The 18,965-nt window shown below is 60.6% G+C and carries 19 protein-coding genes and 1 other RNA gene; 7 read left to right on the top strand and 13 right to left on the bottom strand.

All coding sequences use genetic code 11. The features are described 5' to 3' along the window. The first annotated feature begins 96 nt into the window (after window positions 1-96). Complete coding sequence (locus FOT55_RS06580; protein WP_169540627.1) at window positions 97-741, top strand: GntR family transcriptional regulator; 645 nt, start codon at window positions 97-99, stop codon at window positions 739-741. Window positions 742-965: 224 nt separating this feature from the next. Here the strand turns inward: FOT55_RS06580 and FOT55_RS06575 are convergent, their stop codons facing one another. The 4 genes from FOT55_RS06575 to FOT55_RS06560 form a co-directional block, all read right to left on the bottom strand. Next, a complete protein-coding gene (locus tag FOT55_RS06575) occupies window positions 966-1,283 on the bottom strand; it encodes a BrnA antitoxin family protein (RefSeq protein ID WP_033639455.1) in 318 nt (105 codons plus the stop codon). Beyond that, the gene (locus FOT55_RS06570; protein ID WP_071845113.1) at window positions 1,246-1,569 is read right to left on the bottom strand and encodes a BrnT family toxin; all 324 of its coding nucleotides are present in this window, start codon (window positions 1,567-1,569) and stop codon (window positions 1,246-1,248) included. Before FOT55_RS06570 ends, FOT55_RS06575 begins: the two co-directional genes overlap by 38 nt. A gap of 76 nt (window positions 1,570-1,645) precedes the next feature. Then, on the bottom strand, window positions 1,646-2,392 hold the full coding sequence (locus FOT55_RS06565) for an SDR family oxidoreductase (RefSeq protein ID WP_025304143.1): 747 nt from the start codon (window positions 2,390-2,392) through the stop codon (window positions 1,646-1,648). A 96-nt stretch (window positions 2,393-2,488) separates the two neighbouring features. Further along, complete coding sequence (locus FOT55_RS06560) at window positions 2,489-2,722, bottom strand: hypothetical protein (RefSeq protein WP_025304144.1); 234 nt, start codon at window positions 2,720-2,722, stop codon at window positions 2,489-2,491. 189 nt (window positions 2,723-2,911) lie between these two features. On the opposite strand from FOT55_RS06560, the gene FOT55_RS06555 reads away from it, so the two are divergent. The 3 genes from FOT55_RS06555 to FOT55_RS06545 are packed head-to-tail and all read left to right on the top strand — an operon-like array spanning window position 2,912 to window position 5,521. Then, window positions 2,912-3,571: a response regulator gene (locus FOT55_RS06555; RefSeq protein WP_025304145.1), complete on the top strand. Its 660-nt coding sequence runs from the start codon at window positions 2,912-2,914 to the stop codon at window positions 3,569-3,571. A gap of 4 nt (window positions 3,572-3,575) precedes the next feature. Next, window positions 3,576-4,982 carry an ATP-binding protein gene (locus tag FOT55_RS06550; RefSeq protein WP_043142639.1) on the top strand — a complete coding sequence of 469 codons (1,407 nt, stop codon included), beginning with the start codon at window positions 3,576-3,578 and terminating at the stop codon, window positions 4,980-4,982. A gap of 11 nt (window positions 4,983-4,993) precedes the next feature. Further along, window positions 4,994-5,521: a GNAT family N-acetyltransferase gene (locus FOT55_RS06545; RefSeq protein ID WP_025304147.1), complete on the top strand. Its 528-nt coding sequence runs from the start codon at window positions 4,994-4,996 to the stop codon at window positions 5,519-5,521. Between the two features lie 9 nt (window positions 5,522-5,530). Here the strand turns inward: FOT55_RS06545 and FOT55_RS06540 are convergent, their stop codons facing one another. The 8 genes from FOT55_RS06540 to FOT55_RS06505 all read right to left on the bottom strand — a co-directional run bounded on the left by FOT55_RS06540 (window position 5,531) and on the right by FOT55_RS06505 (window position 16,025). Further along, window positions 5,531-6,496 carry a quinone oxidoreductase family protein gene (locus FOT55_RS06540; protein WP_089181254.1) on the bottom strand — a complete coding sequence of 322 codons (966 nt, stop codon included), beginning with the start codon at window positions 6,494-6,496 and terminating at the stop codon, window positions 5,531-5,533. 108 nt (window positions 6,497-6,604) lie between these two features. After that, window positions 6,605-9,484 (bottom strand): aminomethyl-transferring glycine dehydrogenase, encoded by a 2,880-nt coding sequence (gcvP, locus tag FOT55_RS06535; RefSeq protein WP_147823251.1) that lies wholly within the window; start codon window positions 9,482-9,484, stop codon window positions 6,605-6,607. Window positions 9,485-9,576: 92 nt separating this feature from the next. Next, window positions 9,577-9,963 (bottom strand): glycine cleavage system protein GcvH, encoded by a 387-nt coding sequence (gene gcvH, locus FOT55_RS06530; protein WP_060434977.1) that lies wholly within the window; start codon window positions 9,961-9,963, stop codon window positions 9,577-9,579. A 46-nt stretch (window positions 9,964-10,009) separates the two neighbouring features. After that, window positions 10,010-11,107: a glycine cleavage system aminomethyltransferase GcvT gene (gcvT, locus tag FOT55_RS06525; protein ID WP_004931631.1), complete on the bottom strand. Its 1,098-nt coding sequence runs from the start codon at window positions 11,105-11,107 to the stop codon at window positions 10,010-10,012. Between the two features lie 506 nt (window positions 11,108-11,613). Then, entirely contained in the window at window positions 11,614-12,816 is a 1,203-nt protein-coding gene (gene ubiI, locus FOT55_RS06520) for an FAD-dependent 2-octaprenylphenol hydroxylase (protein WP_147823250.1), read from the bottom strand. Between the two features lie 78 nt (window positions 12,817-12,894). Next, the gene (ubiH, locus tag FOT55_RS06515) at window positions 12,895-14,073 is read right to left on the bottom strand and encodes a 2-octaprenyl-6-methoxyphenyl hydroxylase (RefSeq protein WP_147823249.1); all 1,179 of its coding nucleotides are present in this window, start codon (window positions 14,071-14,073) and stop codon (window positions 12,895-12,897) included. 1 nt (window position 14,074) lies between these two features. Further along, entirely contained in the window at window positions 14,075-15,391 is a 1,317-nt protein-coding gene (gene pepP / locus FOT55_RS06510) for a Xaa-Pro aminopeptidase (protein WP_025304153.1), read from the bottom strand. 55 nt (window positions 15,392-15,446) lie between these two features. Continuing rightward, window positions 15,447-16,025: a YecA/YgfB family protein gene (locus tag FOT55_RS06505; protein ID WP_025304154.1), complete on the bottom strand. Its 579-nt coding sequence runs from the start codon at window positions 16,023-16,025 to the stop codon at window positions 15,447-15,449. Window positions 16,026-16,344: 319 nt separating this feature from the next. Here FOT55_RS06505 and zapA point away from each other — a divergent pair, with 319 nt between their 5' ends. From zapA to FOT55_RS06490, 3 genes are all read left to right on the top strand, one after another. Then, on the top strand, window positions 16,345-16,674 hold the full coding sequence (gene zapA, locus FOT55_RS06500) for a cell division protein ZapA (protein WP_004931621.1): 330 nt from the start codon (window positions 16,345-16,347) through the stop codon (window positions 16,672-16,674). 40 nt (window positions 16,675-16,714) lie between these two features. Then, window positions 16,715-16,897, top strand: a non-coding RNA gene (ssrS, locus tag FOT55_RS06495) — 6S RNA. Between the two features lie 52 nt (window positions 16,898-16,949). Then, window positions 16,950-17,558: a 5-formyltetrahydrofolate cyclo-ligase gene (locus FOT55_RS06490; protein ID WP_147823248.1), complete on the top strand. Its 609-nt coding sequence runs from the start codon at window positions 16,950-16,952 to the stop codon at window positions 17,556-17,558. A gap of 47 nt (window positions 17,559-17,605) precedes the next feature. Here the strand turns inward: FOT55_RS06490 and serA are convergent, their stop codons facing one another. Beyond that, complete coding sequence (gene serA, locus FOT55_RS06485; RefSeq protein WP_025304156.1) at window positions 17,606-18,844, bottom strand: phosphoglycerate dehydrogenase; 1,239 nt, start codon at window positions 18,842-18,844, stop codon at window positions 17,606-17,608. Window positions 18,845-18,965: the final 121 nt, after the last annotated feature.

Genomic DNA, 18,965 nt, shown 5'->3' with positions numbered 1-18,965 from the left:
ATTTCCATGCCATGTTTTTGTGTACTATGTCTAAAAACTTTCTTCTTGCAGGAGCAAAACGTGAAGACTGTTGACGCAGAAAGCCCGCAGCGCCCGATGACGGAAGAAGCCGGCGTGTCACTGAACGAGCTGGCCTACCGGCGTTTCAAACAGGCGCTGGTCACACTCAGCTACAAGCCGGGCGAATATCTCAATACCGCGCAGGTGATGAACGACCTGGATATGGGGAGAACGCCGATCAATCAGGCAATCCACCGCTTGGCCAACGAGGGGTTATTGCAGGTCATCCCGCGCAAGGGCGTGATGGTTTCACCGTTGTCGATGGACGATGCGTTGGAATTGATCGAAGTAAGGCTGGCTAACGAGATGCTGTGTATGCGGCTGGCAAGCCAGAAGATTACCGAGAGGCAGATAGCAACGCTGACCGAACTCAATCGGCAAATCGAAGCCGCGAGCCAGGAGCGAGATAGGGTGCGCATGATGACACTCGATCATGAATTTCACCAGGAACTGGCGCAGATCGCCGGCAATAACATGCTGGCGGATATCCTGAGTGTACTGCACGCCAGGGCGCAGCGTTTTTGGGCCAGCACCCTGTCGCGGGAAGGGCATATGCGCGAAGTGATCGACGAACACCGGGCAATTATCGCCGCGCTGGCCGCACAAGACAGCGCCGCCGCCGCCGAGGCCGCGCAGGCGCATATCCTGTCATTCCGCACTGCGCTGCTGCACGACGGGTAACCCCGCGGCGCAGGATATTACCGGGAATAGTTATGATGACCCTGTTCTGCCGATGAGCAGGAGATAAACGGTAAACGGTCACATTTCACGCTCCGCGGAATGACCGTTTTTATAGTTTTGATCGAGCTCCATCGAGAGGTGGCCGACGTTGGTAGGCGTTGCCTTAAAAAACAGCAAAAAAATCCGGTGAGAATCTCACCGGATCGTTAGCCGCCTGACACACATTATTCTTCGTGCTCATGCTCTTTCAACATCGCCTCACGCAACACGGCGTTCAGGCGTTTCTGATAGCCTTTGCCTGGCCGCTGAAGCCAAGCCAACACATCCGCATCGATTCGGATGGTTTTTGATACTTTCATCGGCTTATAAAAACGCCCCTGAACCGCAGTCTGCCACGTTTCTTCCCCCAGCGCCGGCGCATCGGCATAATCGATGTCCTCGTCCGGCAACGCATTCAGTGAAGCAATTTGCGCTTTCTGCTCCTCCGTCAACGGCGGGAGTACGCTATGGGCCAGATTTTTGGCGGAATTTTTGCGCTTCATATCTTCCCCTCTCTTTGGCATCGGCCTTGCGTGCTGAAATGATACGCACGATCTCGACGGTATCGCCTTCGACATCCGTTTCGATCGTCGTATGTGCCACCAGCAACAGCAAACAGGATCCGACCATACCGATCGTTTGCCAACGTTCTTCTCCATCCTCGATCCTTTCCAGCACAGCCAAATGGTTGGGATCCAGAAAAACCCGTTGCGCTATCTCAAAACTGACACGGTGTTTACGCTGGTTGCTGTGATTTTTATCCTGATTCCATTCAAAATAAACATACATTTTTGTAACTACATTTTGATTGTTATTTAATCAAAATACACTCCGCACGACGGGATGTCAAAACCCCCTCATGCATTCAACGCCCGCCTGCTGCCTCGATAAAAGTACCGGTCACGTAAGACGCAGCGTCAGACAGCAGCCAAGCGATCGCCTCCGCCACTTCCTGCGGCTGCCCGCCGCGCTGCATCGGTAAACTGTCCTTCACGCGATCCACTCGGCCGGGCTCGCCGCCGCTGGCGTGCATCTCGGTATAGATGAATCCGGGCCGTACGCCGTTGACGCGGATGCCCTGCGCCGCCACCTCGCGCGATAACCCGATGGTCAGGGTATCGACGGCGCCTTTCGAGGCGGCGTAATCGACGTATTCCCCCGCGGCCCCCAACCGGGACGCGGCGGAAGACACATTGACGATAGCGCCGCCCTGCCCGCCATGACGCTGCGCCATGCGTTTCACCGCCTCGCGGCAACACAGGAAGTAACCGGTGACGTTGGTGCCGAGCACCTGATTGATGCGCTCGGCGGTCAACTGTTCAATGTTCGCCTGCTGGAACAGAATGCCGGCGTTGTTGACCAGCGCGCTGAGCGTGCCCAGCCCGGCATCCAGCGCCCTGAACATCGCCATCACCTGCGCTTCATCGGCCACATCGGCCTGCAGCGCCAGCGCCTTACCGCCCTGCGCCTCGATCTCCGCCACCACTTGGCGCGCCGCATTTTCGTCACGCAGGTAATTCACACCCACCGCATAGCCCTGCCGGGCCAGCAGCAAGGCGGTCGCGCGGCCAATCCCCCGGCTTGCGCCGGTCACCAATGCCACTTTCGTCATACTGTTTTTTCTCTGGTTAGCGATATCAACACAGCGGCCTGCGCGCAGGCGCCCCGTATGCCCGTCAGAGTATAGAACGGCTCCCTAAAAACCGCTTCAAAGCTGAGCCAGGCGGCGCAGCTGCTTTTTAATGCGCGACTTGGCGCAGCCGTAAGCATCCGTCGCCGCCGCCTGATGCACCCGCTGCAAAGCGGAAGCATGATGGCCGCCGTGGCTATGGCTCTGCGCATCGCCGCGAAAAGACAACAGCAACAGAACGAGCAGCGTCGCCACGCCTACATACATCAGCCGCCGCGAGGCGCCCGCGTTCGGGAAACCTTCAGTCTGCATGTTTTGCTCCCCCAGCCATAATTTCGAATGGCAGCAAAATAACTGAAATTCCCCCCCGCTCCCTTAACGCGAGATTAAAGTCAGATTAAGGTTTGCTTAAGAACGCGCAGGCAGAGCGGTTTTCCCCGTTGTCTTCCCGTCAGCGTTATAGTTAGATAAGCGCGACTCAAGGCTCTCAGCGGAAATAACGTGAACATACTGTTGGTGGAAGACGACCTGCAATTAGGCAAGGCGCTGTGCCGCGCATTGGAGCTGGCCGGCTTTAATTTGTGCTGGGTGCGCCTGCTCACCGACGCGGAAAATAAACTTTCACCCGGCGGGTTCGATTTGATGCTGTTGGATCTCACGCTGCCGGACGGCGACGGTTTGCAGAAGCTGATCGCCTGGCGCGCCGCCGGGCAAAATATTCCGATCATCATCCTGACCGCTCGCGACCGCATTGAAAGCTTGGTGAACAGCCTCGACTCCGGCGCGGACGACTTTCTGGCCAAACCCTTTGCGCTGCCCGAACTCATCTCGCGCGTCAAAGCGGTTAACCGGCGCATGGCGGGCTTCGCTTCTCAAACCTGGAGCCTCGGCGCGCTGTATCTCGATCCGGTCAACCATCAGGTCATGCTGGATAACGAACTGCTGATGCTGTCGAAAAAAGAGTATCACCTGCTGCACGAACTGATGCGCTGCGCCGGCACCGTGGTGCGCAAAGCGGTGTTGGAACAGCGGCTGTTCGGCCACGGCGACAGCGTGGAAAGTAACTCGCTGGAAGTGCACATGCATAATTTACGGCGCAAAATCGGTAAAGAAAGAGTGATTACCGTACGCGGCATTGGCTATTTGCTGAAGAAAGAGTAGCGGAATGATCGGTTTCAAATCCTTCTTTATGCGTACCATTATTTTTCAGGTGCTGGCCATTTTATTATTGTGGGGGATCCTCGTCGCCTGGGTGAAATATTGGTATTACCCCGACATGGAGAAATATTTCGATAACCAGCAACGCATCGTCGCTGCAGGCATCGCCAATATTCTCGACGAAACCGGCACTGACAATATCGATTACCGCGGCATCATCAAGACCATTGAAGGCATGTACATTGATTCCATCAATAACGGCATGCAGGATGAAATCGACTATCACCCGCTGTTTGTGGTTTACGATCGGGACAGCCGGGTGCTTTACAGTTCGCAAACGCAGGGAGAACCGCTGCGCCTGCCGCCTTCGGTGCTGTCCGGCTCCGTCAATTACGCCGGTGCCAACTGGCATCTCGCCGGCAGCTGGAGCGAAAAGCACCAGTACCGGGTGATCGTCGGCGAATCGTTCAACGATCGCACCACGCTGTTCGGCAACCCGGCGGAGAGCACCGCCGTACCGCTGCTGGGCATTCTGGCAGCCATCATCGTTACCTTGCTGTTCACCGCCTATTTCAGCCTGCGGCCGCTGCGCCAGATCGCCCGCACCATCTCCGATCGCCAGCCTGGCAACCTGTCGCCGATCAACGTCAGCGAGCAGTATCAGGAAATCCGGCCGGTGGTGGTGGAGGTCAACAAGCTGATGGCGCGCATCGACGCCGCCAATCAGCGCGAGAAGCGCTTTATGGCCGATGCGGCGCACGAGCTGCGCACGCCGATCGCCGCCGTGCTGGCACAGCTGCACCTGCTGACCCAGGTCGGCGAGCAGCAGGAGCGCCGGGAGATCATCGGCGACATGCAGCAAGGGCTAGATCGCGCGGCATCGCTGTCGCGCCAGCTGATCAACCTGGCCAAGCTGGAGGCGGAAGATTTTCCACTGAAAATTGAGGCGGTGGACATCTACGCAGAGATCGGCAAATGCATCGCGCAGCACGTCCCCTATGCGCTGGAAAAGGATGTGGAACTCTCGCTCGACGGCAGCGAGGACGTGGTGGTGAGTACCGATCGCCATGCGCTGATCGCCATCTTCACCAACCTGCTGGACAATGCGCTCAAGTACGCGCCCCCCGGCAGCCGTATCGAAGCCAATATCCGCTCGCTGGCGCCGCTCGGCTGCTATATTACGTTGCGCGACAACGGCCCGGGAGTGAGCGAAGAACACCGTTCCCGCCTGTTTGAGCGCTTTTACCGCGTGCCCGGTACGCAGCAAACCGGCAGCGGGCTCGGCTTGGCCATCGCCCGAAACCTGGCCGACAAAATCGGCGCGCAGCTGCGCGTCACCGAAGGCCTTGACGATCGCGGCATCGGCTTCATCATCGATTTGCCGGAAAGTTACCGGCCACAGACTGAGAGTTAACAACGACCATGATCGCCCCTGTTCTGCTGCAACGGCAGCAACTCGACCGGCTATGGGATATCGACCGCAGCGAAATTATCGACACTCTGTATCGCCTGCAGGACGGCAAGCTGCAAGCCTACCCGGACTACTACGACGTGCGCGGCTGGGATCCGCACGATCGGGAAACCTATACGCCGATCCACGAAGCCTGCTTCGATCGCGGCGGGACATTCTTCGCGCTGTTCGAAGGCGAGGAGATCGTGGCGGCGGCGGCGCTGGACACCGAACCGCGCGGCCCACAGCGGGATCTGCGCCAGCTGCTGTTCTTTTACGTCAGCGCGCACAAACGCGGCCAGGGGTTAGGCAGGCAGCTGTTCCAGCTCTGCCTGCGTCAGGCGGCGCAAGACGGCGCCGCCGGGCTGTATGTCTCCTCCATTCCCAACAAAAGCACCGTAGACTTCTATCTGGCGCAGGGTTGCCGGCTCATCGAACAACCGGATACCGAATTGTTCGCCCGTGAGCCGGAAGACATTCATCTGGTCTGCCCGTGCCGCTAGCGGCCGGGGTTAACGGGCGATGCGCATCACCGAACGCACGTCGCTTTTCTTGTTCAGATCCCACACCTCGGCGATCTCCGCCAACGCGTGCTCCTGCGTCTCGATAGTGAGCGCTCCGGTCGCCGCCAGCGCCAAAATCTCGGCCGCGTAGCGCTGCATCTCCGGGATCGGCGGGAAGTTGCCGGTGCCGCTGCCGAGGATCTGCAGCTGGTTGCTGCGCAGCACCGCCGCCGGCAGCCGGATGTCCGGCGCGGCCATCGAACCGACGTTGACCAGGCGAATGCCGCGTCCGCCGGCGTAAGACGAGAGATCGTGATTATTGAGCGTTGCGAGCAGCGCTTCGGTCGCCGGCCCCCAGATGTAATCGACGATCACCTGATAACCGCCCGGCCCCGCCGCTGCCGCGAAGGCCTGCGTCAGCGCCTCGCCGTGCAGGCTCAGATCCACCGTGGCATCCACGCCCAATGCCTCCAGCACGCTCAGCCGACGGCCGGCGGCAACGATACGCCCAGCCCCTGCCTGACGCGCCGCGGCAACCGCCAGTTTGCCTGAGGTGCCGGTGGCACCGATGATCAGCACCGTTTCACCGGGCTGCAGATCCGCTCGCCAGCGCAACGGCAGCCAGGCGGCGAAGGCCGGATTGATCAGCGCTGCCGCCGTGGCGTCATCCACCGCCTCCGGTACCGGCACCGTCCATGACGCGACGCTGCGCTCAGCCATCGCACCGTAAGGACGGCGGAAGGAGGCAAAGTACACCCGTTTTCCGTCCGCCGTACGGCCCACGCCGTCGGTACCGGGCACAATTGGCAATTGCTTCGGGCTGGAATAGTGGGTGCCGGCGACGGTGGCGCGATCCAGCTGTTTGATGCCGGCCGCCAGAACGTCGATCGGCACTTCATTCGCCTGCGCCTGGGGCTCCTCAAAAGTGCCGAAAACCGGGGCTTGCCCCAGCGCTGTTACGATTGCCGCTTGCATGGTGACTCCTTAAATCGTGGGAACGTACAGGAAAGAATAGGCCGCTATAAAATAAAAAGGGACACCGCATGATGCGGTGTCCCCCAAACACAAACTTTGCCGAACGTGTTATTCGTAATCGCTCATCGGCACGCAAGAGCAGAACAGGTTACGGTCGCCGTACACGTCGTCCAGACGCTTAACGCTCGGCCAGTACTTGTTCTCGCGCACGCCGGCCACCGGGAACACCGCCAGCTCGCGGCTGTACGGGTGCTGCCAGTCGTTGACCAGCTCCGCCTGCACGTGCGGCGCATTCACCAGCGGGTTGTCTTCCAGCGGCCATTCGCCTTTGGCGACGCGGTCGATCTCGCTGCGGATTGCCAGCATCGCATCGATAAAGCGATCCAGTTCCACTTTGCTTTCCGACTCGGTCGGCTCGACCATCAGCGTGCCCGCTACCGGGAACGACATGGTCGGCGCGTGGAAGCCGAAGTCGATCAGGCGCTTGGCGATGTCCATTTCGCTGATGCCGGTCTCTTCCTTCAGCGGACGAATATCGAGGATACATTCGTGCGCCACGCGGTGATCGCGGCCGGTATACAGGATCGGATACGCGTCTTTCAGACGAGTTGCGATGTAGTTGGCATTCAGGATCGCCATCTGGCTGGCCTGCTTCAGGCCTTCCGCGCCCATCATGCGGATGTACATCCAGCTGATCGGCAGGATGGAGGCGCTGCCGAACGGCGCCGCGGAGACCGCGCCCTGCTGGGTGGTTACGCCGTCGATCTGCACGACACTGTGGCCCGGTACGAACGGCGCCAGGTGCGCTTTCACGCCGATAGGGCCCATGCCCGGGCCGCCGCCGCCGTGCGGGATGCAGAAGGTTTTATGCAGGTTGAGGTGCGAAACGTCCGCACCGATGTAGCCCGGCGTGGTGATGCCCACCTGGGCGTTCATGTTGGCGCCGTCCAGATATACCTGACCGCCGAACTGATGCACGATCTGGCACACTTCACGGATGGTTTCTTCATACACGCCGTGGGTCGACGGGTAGGTCACCATGATGCAAGAGAGTTCTTCACCTGCCTGCTCCGCCTTGACGCGCAGATCGTGCAGATCGATGTTGCCGTTCTTGTCGCAGGCGACCACCACCACGCTCATGCCCGCCATTTGGGCAGAGGCCGGGTTGGTGCCGTGCGCCGAGCTCGGGATCAGGCAGACGTGGCGGCCCGCTTCGTTGCGGCTTTCGTGGTAGCGACGGATCGCCAGCAGGCCGGCGTATTCGCCCTGCGCGCCGGAGTTCGGCTGCATGCACACCGCGTCATAGCCGGTCAGCTGCACCAGCCACTGAGACAGTTGGCCGATCATCTGTTGGTAACCGGCAGCCTGCTCCGGCGGGCAGAACGGGTGCAGTTCGGAGAATTCAGGCCAGGTGATCGGGATCATTTCCGCCGCAGCGTTCAATTTCATGGTGCAAGAGCCCAGCGGGATCATTGCCTGGTTCAGCGCCAAATCCTTACGCTCCAGACGATGCATGTAACGCATCATCTCGGTTTCGCTGTGATAGCGGTTGAATACCGGGTGGGTCAGGATCGGGTCCTGGCGCAACATGGCGGCCGGGATCGATGCGCTGTTCTTGCTCACCGCCGCGTCCAGCGCGTCGATGTCCTGGCCGTGGTTGTCGCCGGCCAACAGTGCAAACAGCGTTTGCACGTCTTCACGCGAGGTGGCTTCATCCAGCGTGATGCCCACGGCGCCGTGAATGTCGGTACGCAGGTTGATGCCGAAGCTCAGCGCACGTTCCAGCACGGCAGCCTTGTCTTTCACTTCAACGGTCAGGGTGTCGAACCAGGTGTTATGACGCAGCGTCAGGCCGGCCTTCTGCAGCCCGGCGGCCAGAATGTCGGTCAGGCGGTGGATACGCCCGGCGATGCGCTGCAGCCCTTGCGGGCCATGGTACACCGCGTACAGGCTGGCGATGTTGGCCAACAGCACCTGCGAGGTACAGATATTCGAGTTGGCCTTCTCGCGGCGGATATGCTGCTCGCGGGTCTGCATCGCCATACGCAGCGCGGTGTTGCCGGCGGCATCGCGGGAAACGCCGATGATGCGGCCCGGCATCGAACGCTTGAACTCGTCGCGGCAGGCGAAGAAGGCGGCGTGCGGGCCGCCGTAGCCCATCGGCACGCCGAAGCGCTGCGCGGAGCCGAACACCACGTCGGCGCCCTGCTTGCCCGGCGCGGTCAGCAGCACCAGGGCCATGATGTCGGCGGCCACGCTGGTGATGATTTTGCGCGATTTCAATTCGGCCAGCAGCGCGCTGTAGTCGTGCAGCTCGCCGGTGGTGCCCACCTGTTGCAACAGCACGCCGAACACGCCGTCCAGCTCCAGCACTTTTTCCGCTTTATCGACGATGACGTCGAAGCCGAAGGTTTCGGCGCGGGTGCGCACTACGTCCAGCGTCTGCGGATGCACGTCGTCAGCCACGAAGAAGCGGTTGGCATCTTTCAGTTTGCTGGCGCGTTTGGCCAACGCCATCGCTTCGGCGGCGGCGGTCGCTTCATCCAACAGCGACGCGGAAGCCAGATCCAGGCCGGTGAGATCGAGGGTCACGGTCTGGAAGTTCAGCAGCGCTTCCAGGCGGCCCTGCGACACTTCCGGCTGATAAGGGGTATAAGCGGTGTACCAGCCCGGGTATTCTAGCATGTTGCGCAGGATCACCGGCGGCGTCAGCACGGCGCTGTAGCCCATGCCGATATAGGATTTGTAGCGCTGATTTTGCGAGGCGATCGCCTTCAGCTCAGCCAGCGCCTGGTGTTCGGTCGCCGCGTCGCCGACCGGCGGCGGCCCCGGCAGCTGAATGTCCGCCGGCACGATCTGTTGGATCAGCGCGCTGAGCGAGCGAGCGCCCACCGCTGCCAGCAACTCCTGGCGTTGTTCCGCAGAAGAGCCGATGTGGCGTTCGATGAACGCTTCGCTGTGTTCGAGTTGGCTGAGTGTCTGAGTCATTGCTACAAATTCCTGAATGCTTGCGTGATACGGGATATAGCTTGAACGGTAACTAAAACGCCCCGGCCGAGAAGCCTGGGGCGTGGTCACGATTACTCGTCGATCGAGGCCTGATAAGCCGCGGCGTCCAGCAGGTTCGCCAGCTCGCCTTCGTCGGAGGCTTTGATCTGGAACAGGAAGCCGTCACCGTAAGGTTCGCTGTTGACCAGCTCCGGGGAGCTTTCCAGCTCGCCGTTCACCGCCACGATTTCGCCGCTGATTGGCGCGTAAATGTCCGACGCCGCCTTGACGGATTCCGCCACGGCGCAATCTTCACCGGCGGCGACTGTGCGGCCCAATTCCGGCAGATCGACAAACACCATATCGCCCAGCAGTTCCTGCGCGTGTTCGGTGATGCCTACGGTGTAAACGCCGTTACCTTCTGCACGAACCCACTCGTGGGAGGATGCGTATTTCAATTCTGTTGGCACATTGCTCATCGCCGGTTACTCCTTCGAAGAAATAAAAGAATCAATCAATAAAAAATCAATTTGTCAGCGGCTTGCCGGCGCGAACGAAACCGGGCTTGGTCACTTTGACCGGCATTTCACGGTTGCGGATCTGCACGATAGCCTGCTCGCCGATGCCTGCCGGCACGCGCGCCAGCGCGATGCTGAAGCCCAGCGTCGGAGAGAACGAGCCGCTGGTGATCACGCCTTCGTGGGTTTGCCCCGCCGCGTCGGTGAAACGCACCGGCAGCTCATTACGTAATACGCCTTTTTCCGTCATGATCAAGCCGACCAGTTGCTCGGTGCCCTGCTCGCGCTGTTGCTCCAGCGCTTCGCGGCCGATGAAACGGCGATCTTCCGGCTGCCAGGCGATGGTCCAGCCCATGTTGGCGGCCAGCGGCGAAACGCCTTCATCCATCTCTTGCCCGTAGAGGTTCATGCCCGCTTCCAGACGCAGCGTGTCGCGCGCGCCCAGACCGGCCGGCTTGACGCCCGCGGCCAGCAATTTTTGCCAGAAATCCGCCGCCTGCTCTTTCGGCAGCGCGATCTCATAGCCGGCCTCGCCGGTGTAACCGGTGGTGGCGATGAACAGCTCGCCGGCCTGCACGCCGAAGAATGGCTTCATGCCTTCGACCGCGCTTTTTTGTTCCGGGGTGAACAGGGTGCCGGCACGCTCTTTGGCCTGCGGGCCCTGCACTGCGATCAGCGCCAGATCGTCGCGCACCGTCAGCGCGACGCCATACGGCGCGGCGTGCTCTTCGATCCAGGCCAGGTCTTTGTCGCGGGTGGCGGAGTTCACCACCAGGCGGAAATAGTCTTCAGTGAGGAAATAAACGATCAGGTCGTCGATCACGCCGCCGGAGGCATTCAGCATGCCGGTGTACAGCGCTTTGCCGGGTTGGGTCAGTTTGGCGACGTCGTTCGCCAGCAGGTAGCGCAGGAACTCGCGGGTGCGGGCGCCGTGCAGATCTACAATGGTCATGTGAGACACGTCGAACATGCCGGCATCCTGACGCACCGCGTGGTGCTCATCGAGCTGCGAGCCGTAGTGCAGCGGCATCATCCAGCCGTGAAAGTCTACCATGCGCGCACCGCACGCCACGTGCTGGTCGTACAGTGGGGTTTGCTTTGCCATCTTTTCCCTCTTTCCACTCGTCGCTAGAAGTTAGGGTGCTGCCACGCAATGCGGCGGAGCCTGGCTCGCGGCCCGATCGCCATGGCGCACTGACTGCTCAACACAAATGCTGCGCCGGGACGGGCGGAAACTGCGTGTAACCGCCGTGACGCAAACGATACCTTTCCCTCGAACTTATCATCGAACGACCACATTAACCATAAGTTAAAATAGGCTCATCGCCGTTCCCGGGCGGTAAAATGCCGGGGTAGTGTGCAGAGTTTTTCACTGGAAAAATGCGCCTTAAGGCACAAAATTAACAATTAAAGCGGTAAAACGCCGAAGTTATATAACAAACAGATGGCCGCGCATGGGATCCCGACTTTTGATAACCGAACATGGAATTAGAAAAAGTAATGATAAAAAGCGGCTGAAATTAGATTATTTCAAATGAAGGGTTATATAAGGAAAAGCGATGGAATAAGGCGAGAAGCGCGAGCCCGGTGCGGGCCCGCAGAAGGAAGGGATCAGGCAAGCCACTCGGGCAGATCGTTCAGGCCCATCGCCTGACGCACCAGCTTAGGCTTGACGCCCGGCAGGCTGTCCGCCAGCCGCAGGCCCACGTCGCGCAGCAGCTTTTTGGCCGGGTGGTTGCCGTCAAACAGTTCGCGGAAACCCTGCATGCTGGCCAGCATCACCGCCGCGCCATGTTTGCGGCGGCGCTCATAGCGGCGCAGATAGAGGTGCTGGCCGATATCCTTGCCCTGCCGCTGCAGGCGGCGCAGTTCGGAAATCAGCTCGGCGGCATCCATAAAGCCCAGGTTCACGCCCTGCCCGGCAAGCGGGTGCACGGTATGCGCCGCATCGCCCACCAGCGCCAGGCGGTGCGCGGCGAAGCTGCGCGCATAGCGGCCGGTCAACGGGAACGCCAGCCGTTCGCTTTCCAGGCTGCAAGCCCCCAGGCGCATGTCGAAGGTCATCGCCAGTTCGCGGTTGAATTGCTCCGGTTCCAGCCGTTTGAGCCGTTCGGCTTCTTCCGGCGTCACCGACCAGACGATAGAGCTCAAATGCGGATCGCTGAACGGCAGGAACGCCAGAATGCCGTCGCCGTGGAAAATTTGCCGCGCCGTCGCCTGATGCGGTTCTTCGGTGCGAACGGTGGCCACCAGCGCGTGGTGACGGTAATCCCAGAAGGTGAGCGGGATATCGGCATGCTGGCGCAGCCACGACTGGGCGCCGTCGGCGCCGATCACCAACCGGGCGGTCAGCATGCGCCCGTCCTCCAGCGTGACGAAGGCGTCATTTTCGCCCCATGCTACCTGCTTGAGCGCGGCCGGGGTAATCAGCGTGATGTCCGACAGGCTTTCGGCGCGTTTCCACAGCGCCTGCTGGATCACCGAATTTTCGATGATGTGGCCGAGATGGCTGAAGCCGCACTCGTCGCCGCGGAAAGCAATCTTGCCGAAGCTGTCGCGATCCCACACTTCCATCGCATTGTAGGAGCTGGCGCGCAGCTGGAGAATGTCGTCCCACACGCCGATGTGCTGCAGCAAACGCTCGCTGGCGGCATTGATGGCGGAGACGCGCAGGGCCGGCTGTTCCGACGGCGGCGCCATCTCCGGCTGGCGCTGCTCCAGCACCGCCACGCGCAGCCCGCTGCCCTGCAGGCCGCAGGCCAACGCCAGCCCCACCATACCGCCACCGGCGATAATCACGTCAAATGATTGCATGCTGCTCGATTTCCTTAAATAACGCGCGACGCCTTGCCGCGCCGCGCTTTGGGCGCGTTAAAGCGCCCGACCATGTCTCTAACGTTCCACCCAGCCCAGCGTACGCTTGGCGAAGGCATCGCGTATCGCCGGCAAACGCGCCATCGCCATCAGCCCCAGATTGCGCCCAATCACCAGCGGGCCATAACGGTTGGCGAACAGATGAATCAACCCGTCGGTCACGCCGATCGTCGCCTGTTGATCGTTTTGCCGCCGCTGCTGATAACGGCTCAGCAGTGCGTAACCGCCGGCGTCTTCGCCGCTGTCTGCCGCTTCCGCCAGCGTTTCCGCCAGCGACATCACGTCGCGCAGGCCAAGGTTGAACCCCTGCCCGGCGATAGGATGCAGCGTTTGCGCCGCGTTGCCCACCAGCGCCAGCCGGTGGCTGACATGGCGATCGGCGGTCAGCAGCCCGAGTGGATAACTGTGCCGTTTACCGGCCTTGAGGATACGCCCCAGCCGCCAGCCGAAAGCTTGTTGCAGCTCGGCGATAAAGCGCTCGTCGTCCCAGGCATCCACCTGGGCGCGATCTTCACGCGCATGGCACCACACCAGTGAACTGCGCCCCTGCGACATCGGCAACAGCGCCAGCGGCCCATAGCGGGTAAAGCGCTCAAAGGCGCGCCCCTGCGGATCTTCCGCCGTGGTGACGTTGGCGATGGTGGCGAACTGCGGATAGTCCTCCTGCCGCCACTGCACATTGCAGGCCTGCGCCAGCGCAGAGCGCGAACCGTCGGCCGCCACCAGCAACTGCCCGCGCAGACGCTGGCCGTTGTCCAGCAGCACTTCCGCCCGCTCTGCGGTGCGGATCACGTCCACCACCCGCGCCGGGCAGTGCAGCGTGACACCCGGCGCCTTGGCCAGCAGCGCGAACAGCCGCTGCCCGGCGTCGTGCAGTTCGATCACCTGGCCGAGCGCATCGACCTGATAATCCTGCGCCTGCAGATTGACGAAGCCGGCATGGCCGCGATCGCTGACGTGCACCTGAGTGATCGGTGTGGCGCAGTCGCGCAGCGCCGGCCAAACGCCGATGCGCGCCAGCTGTTGGCAGGTGCCCTGCGCCAATGCGATGGCGCGGGCGTCAAAGCCTGGGTGGTTGCGGTCATCCGGCCGAGTCGCCTCGACCAGATCTACCGCCATTCTTCCCTGAGTAAGCGACGAAATGGCCAGCGCCAGCGTCGCGCCCGCCATACCGCCACCAACGATAATTACGCTCATTTTATGACCTTGCCGCCGCCATCAAAGCCTCGATGGCATCGGCGTCTTTCACCACGGTGGCGGTCAGGTTTTCGTTGCCGTCGGCGGTGATCACGATGTCGTCCTCGATGCGGATGCCGATGCCGCGGTATTCCGCCGGCACGTCCGCATCCGGCGCAATGTACAGCCCCGGCTCCACGGTCAGCACCATGCCCGGCTCCAGCAGCCGATCGCGGCTCGGCGTGCCGTAGTGGCCAACGTCGTGCACATCGAGACCCAGCCAGTGGCTCAGCCCGTGCATGAAGAACTGACGGTGCGCCTGCTCGGCGATCAGCGAGTCGACTTCACCTTTCAATACGCCCAGCTCCACCAGCCCGACCACCATGATGCGCACCACTTCGTCATTGACTTCGCGAATGCTGGTGCCGGGTTTGAACAGTTCCAAAGCGCGCTGCAGCGACGCCAGCACAATGTCGTACACCGCGCGCTGCGGCCGGCTGAACTTGCCGTTGACCGGGAAGGTGCGGGTGATGTCGCCGGCGTACCCCTGGTACTCGCAGCCGGCGTCGATCAGCACCAGATCGCCGTCGCGCATCTGGCTCTCGTTCTCGGTGTAGTGCAGGATACAGCCGTTTTCGCCGCTGCCGACGATGGTGTTGTAAGACGGGTAACGGGCGCCGAGGCGGGTGAATTCATGATGAATTTCCGCTTCCAGCTGGTATTCGAACATGCCCGGGCGGCATTTTTCCATCGCGCGGGTATGCGCCAACGCGCTGATCTCACCGGCGCGGCGCATCACCGCCAGCTCTTCCGGCGACTTGAACAGCCGCATGTCATGCAGCCACGGCCGCCAGTCGGTAACGGTGGCCGGCGCCTGCAGGCTCTGGCGGAACCCCTTGCGCAGCTTGTCCAGCGCGCCGAACAGGATCTGATCGGCATAGGCGTATTCGCCCTGCGCGTGGTAGACCACGTCCAGGCCGTTGAGCAGCAGGTGCAGCTGGTCATTGATTTCATCGAACGGCAGCGCGCGATCCACGCCCAGCTTCGCCGGCGCGGCGTCTTGCCCCAGGCGGCGGCCAAACCAGATTTCCGCCGTCAGATCGCGCACCCGGTTGAACAACACGCTGTGGTTGTGCGTTTCGTCGCTTTTAATCAGCACCAGCACCGCTTCCGGCTCATTGAAGCCGGTCAGGTACCAAAAGTCGCTGTTCTGCCGATAGGGATAGTCTGAATCTGCACTGCGCGTCGTTTCCGGCGCAGAGAAAATAACCGCCGCGCTGGCCGGCGCCATTTTCGCCAACAGCGCCTGGCGGCGGTTGTTGAATTCCTGCTGAGTCATTACCTTCTCCTGAAATCATGCCATCCGCACCGCCGGCGGAGGGGCGATAGAACGTTTAGTGCAGCGTCGGTTTGATATTTTCCGGCGCCGTCGGTTTTTGACGGGTGAATTCGCCGTGGCACATGATGGCGGCAACCCGCACATACTCCGCTACTTCTTCCAACGACTGTTCCAATTCTTCCTGATCTTCGTCTTCGTCGTAGCCCAGCTGCGCGATGTTGCGCAGATCGTCGATCGCTTCACCGACCTCGTCTTTCACCTGAGCCAGCTTCGGCTGCATCATGCCCAGCCCGAGCAGGAAGTGGTTGACCCAACCGCCCAGCGCGTCGGCGCGATCGAACACGCTGACGATCTCCCCTTCAGGCAGCATCAGTTGGAACAGGAATTCGTCATCTTCCAGCGTGTCACGCGTCACTTCATACAGCTGCTGCAGCGGTTGGCTAAGCGCCTGCGGGAAGGCGACGCCTTCGTTGGTCAGATCGTGCACCAGCGCCTGCCAGCCGGCGTCACGGCTGCCGCCGCACAGCAGGCCGCTGATCAGGCCGTGCATTTCTGCCGCGGTCAGCGCCACCGACTGCTGGTTTAGGGCCACGGTCAAAGATTGGTAACTTGGAAATGTATTCTGTATAGACATGCGCATTCGTCATCGTTGGCAGGATAAGTTCGTGTTATGCTACCACCAAGGTCCGTCGCTATACCAGATAAGCGCGACACCTCAGTGGCTAGTTATAATCGCGATGTGGCAGGTTTCACACTGCGCCGGCGGGTGACGAAAGTGCGGTAAATACGCATTTTGAAACCCTTTTTTGACTGGCAATGTGCGCCACAGTAGATTACAACCAGGTACTGAAAAAGGGGTTGTATCTTGGTACCGAGGTATATATAGTGGCGCCCGCTTTGACGGCCCGGCCAGGGCGGACAAGGCTGGCGCGAAATTTAGGCAGGAAGGTGGCATGTCTGCACAACCGGTAGATATTCAAATTTTTGGCCGCTCGTTAAGAGTCAATTGCCCGCCAGAACAACAAGATGCGTTGAATATGGCGGCGGACGATCTTAACCAACGGTTGCAAGATCTTAAAGTTCGCACTAGAGTCTCCAATACTGAGCAACTGGTTTTCATCGCGGCATTGAACGTCTGTCACGAACTTGCTCAAGAACGGTTGAAAACCCGTGACTATGCGTCCAATATGGAACAACGCATACGGATGCTGCAGCAGACCATTGAACAAGCGCTGCTTGAACAAGGTCGCATCTCTGAACGTCAGGATGCACAATTCGAATAACTTAAGTTGTTGAAATCAAAGTTTCAGCAACGAGTACAAAATTTCTCTGAGATGTTCGCCAGCGGGCCAGTCCCCTGAGCCGATATTTAGTACAAACAGAATGTGTTGCTCCGCGATCGGTGAGCACGCTCGGTGCGCCGAGAAGCCTTAAGATTGCGACGGCACGTTCACCTTGAACCATGGGTTCAAGGGTTACAGCCTGCGACGGCATCTCGGAGATTCCCCTTCTCAGCGGTTTATGTGTGCTGAACGCCACACTGAGCAAGCCTGATACGATGCCTTTTCACCCTCAATTCGCGCAGCAGCGCCAAGCCATTCGTCAACTCATTCGCCAACGTCGGCGCGAGCTTACGCCGGGCCAGCAACGCTTTGCCGCAGACAAGATAACCGAACGCCTCGTCGCGCACACACGTATTCAGGCCTCGCACAACATCGCGGTATTTTTGTCGTTTGACGGCGAACTCGACACCGGGCCGCTGATCGAGCAACTGTGGACGCTCGGCAAACAGGTTTACCTGCCGGTACTGCATCCGTTCAGTTCAGGACACCTGCTGTTTCTGCGCTATGCGCCGGAAACACCGCTGGTGCGCAACCGCTTCAATATTCTCGAGCCGCGGCTCGATGTGCGCCAGGTGTTACCGCTGGGCGAACTGGAGGTGGTGCTGACACCGCTGGTGGCATTCGATCATACCGGACAGCGTCTGGGCATGGGCGGCGGTTTTTACGATCGCACCCTGCAAAACTGGCGCAGCGGCGGCCCCTATCCCATCGGCCTGGCCCATGATTGCCAGCAGGTGGAGCACCTGCCGACCGAGCACTGGGATATCCCGCTGCCGGAAATCCTCACCCCGCTCTGCAGCTGGGCGTGGCACGAGCCCAAATAGAAAAGGCCGGATCGCTCCGGCCTTTTTCGTTGCGGCGAGCCGCCGAATCAGAACAGCAGACGGGCGCGAATGGTGCCGTCGATGGCCTTCATACGCTGCAGCGCGGCGTCGGCGCGCGCGGTTTCCGCTTCGATGTCGATCACCACGTAGCCGATTTCCGGCCCGGTTTGCAGATACTGCGCGGCGATGTTAACCCCCTCTTCGGCGAAGATCTGGTTAATCTGCGTCAGCACGCCCGGACGGTTTTCGTGGATGTGCAGCAGGCGGCTGGCGTTCGGACCATGCGCCGGCAGCGACACTTCCGGGAAGTTGACGGCGGACAGAGTCGAACCGTTGTCGGAGTATTTCGCCAGCTTGCCGGCCACTTCGTCGCCGATGTTCTCCTGCGCTTCCTGCGTGGAACCGCCGATGTGCGGCGTCAGCAGCACGTTATCGAACTCACACAGCGGCGAGTTGAACGGATCGCTGTTGGTCGCCGGCTCTTCCGGGAAGACGTCGATCGCCGCGCCCGCCAGGTGATTGCTGGCCAGCGCGTCGCACAGCGCGGGAATATCCACCACGGTGCCGCGCGAGGCGTTGATCAGAATCGCGCCCGGCTTCATCAGCGCCAGCTCTTCCGCCCCCATCATGTTCTTGGTGGCCAGCGTTTCCGGCACGTGCAGCGTCACCACGTCGCTCATATTGAGCAGATCGGACAGATGACGCACCTGCTGCGCGTTGCCTAACGGCAGTTTGTTCTCGATATCGTAGAAGAACACCTTCATGCCCAGCCCTTCGGCCAGAATGCCCAGCTGGGTGCCGATATGGCCGTAGCCGATGATGCCCAGCTTTTTGCCGCGCGCCTCATAAGAGCCCACGGCCAATTTGTGCCACACGCCGCGGTGCGCCTTGGCGTTGGCGGCCGGAATGCCGCGCAGCATCAACAGCAGCTCGCCCAGCACCATTTCGGCCACGGATCGGGTATTGGAGAAGGGGGCGTTGAAGACCGGAATACCGCGTTTGGTCGCCGCTTTCAGATCAACCTGGTTGGTGCCGATGCAGAAGCAGCCCACCGCCACCAGTTTTTCTGCGGCGGCGAACACCTCTTCGGTCAGATGCGTACGCGATCGGATGCCGACGAAGTGTGCATCGCGGATGGACGCCTTCAGCGATTCGGTGTCTAACGCACCCTTGTGGTATTCGATGTTGGTATAACCGGCGGCACGTAAATTATCGACCGTGCTCTGATGAACCCCTTCCACCAACAGGAATTTAATCCTGTCTTTCTCCAATGATACTTTTGCCATTTACCCGACCCTATGTTCAGACTTCAGAAGCGGCTGTGACGACACAGCTCCCATCCAACATAACAAAAATAACGCGGGCGGCAATACAAACGATTGCCTGCCCGGCAGGACAAGGCGCAGC

Source organism: Serratia bockelmannii, from assembly GCF_008011855.1.
In the GTDB taxonomy this organism is placed as follows: Bacteria; Pseudomonadota; Gammaproteobacteria; order Enterobacterales; family Enterobacteriaceae; genus Serratia; species Serratia bockelmannii.
This window is presented reverse-complemented; position numbering and strand designations above follow the sequence as displayed.

Coding starts and splice junctions, on each gene's coding strand:
- FOT55_RS06580 (WP_169540627.1), top strand. CDS start 97: ATGACGGAAGAAGCCGGCGTGTCACTGAACGAGCTGGCCTACCGGCGT.
- FOT55_RS06575 (WP_033639455.1), bottom strand. CDS start 1,283: ATGAAGCGCAAAAATTCCGCCAAAAATCTGGCCCATAGCGTACTCCCG.
- FOT55_RS06570 (WP_071845113.1), bottom strand. CDS start 1,569: ATGTATGTTTATTTTGAATGGAATCAGGATAAAAATCACAGCAACCAG.
- FOT55_RS06565 (WP_025304143.1), bottom strand. CDS start 2,392: ATGACGAAAGTGGCATTGGTGACCGGCGCAAGCCGGGGGATTGGCCGC.
- FOT55_RS06560 (WP_025304144.1), bottom strand. CDS start 2,722: ATGCAGACTGAAGGTTTCCCGAACGCGGGCGCCTCGCGGCGGCTGATG.
- FOT55_RS06550 (WP_043142639.1), top strand. CDS start 3,576: ATGATCGGTTTCAAATCCTTCTTTATGCGTACCATTATTTTTCAGGTG.
- FOT55_RS06540 (WP_089181254.1), bottom strand. CDS start 6,496: ATGCAAGCGGCAATCGTAACAGCGCTGGGGCAAGCCCCGGTTTTCGGC.
- gcvP (WP_147823251.1), bottom strand. CDS start 9,484: ATGACTCAGACACTCAGCCAACTCGAACACAGCGAAGCGTTCATCGAA.
- gcvH (WP_060434977.1), bottom strand. CDS start 9,963: ATGAGCAATGTGCCAACAGAATTGAAATACGCATCCTCCCACGAGTGG.
- gcvT (WP_004931631.1), bottom strand. CDS start 11,107: ATGGCAAAGCAAACCCCACTGTACGACCAGCACGTGGCGTGCGGTGCG.
- ubiI (WP_147823250.1), bottom strand. CDS start 12,816: ATGCAATCATTTGACGTGATTATCGCCGGTGGCGGTATGGTGGGGCTG.
- ubiH (WP_147823249.1), bottom strand. CDS start 14,073: ATGAGCGTAATTATCGTTGGTGGCGGTATGGCGGGCGCGACGCTGGCG.
- pepP (WP_025304153.1), bottom strand. CDS start 15,391: ATGACTCAGCAGGAATTCAACAACCGCCGCCAGGCGCTGTTGGCGAAA.
- FOT55_RS06505 (WP_025304154.1), bottom strand. CDS start 16,025: ATGTCTATACAGAATACATTTCCAAGTTACCAATCTTTGACCGTGGCC.
- zapA (WP_004931621.1), top strand. CDS start 16,345: ATGTCTGCACAACCGGTAGATATTCAAATTTTTGGCCGCTCGTTAAGA.
- FOT55_RS06490 (WP_147823248.1), top strand. CDS start 16,950: ATGCCTTTTCACCCTCAATTCGCGCAGCAGCGCCAAGCCATTCGTCAA.
- serA (WP_025304156.1), bottom strand. CDS start 18,844: ATGGCAAAAGTATCATTGGAGAAAGACAGGATTAAATTCCTGTTGGTG.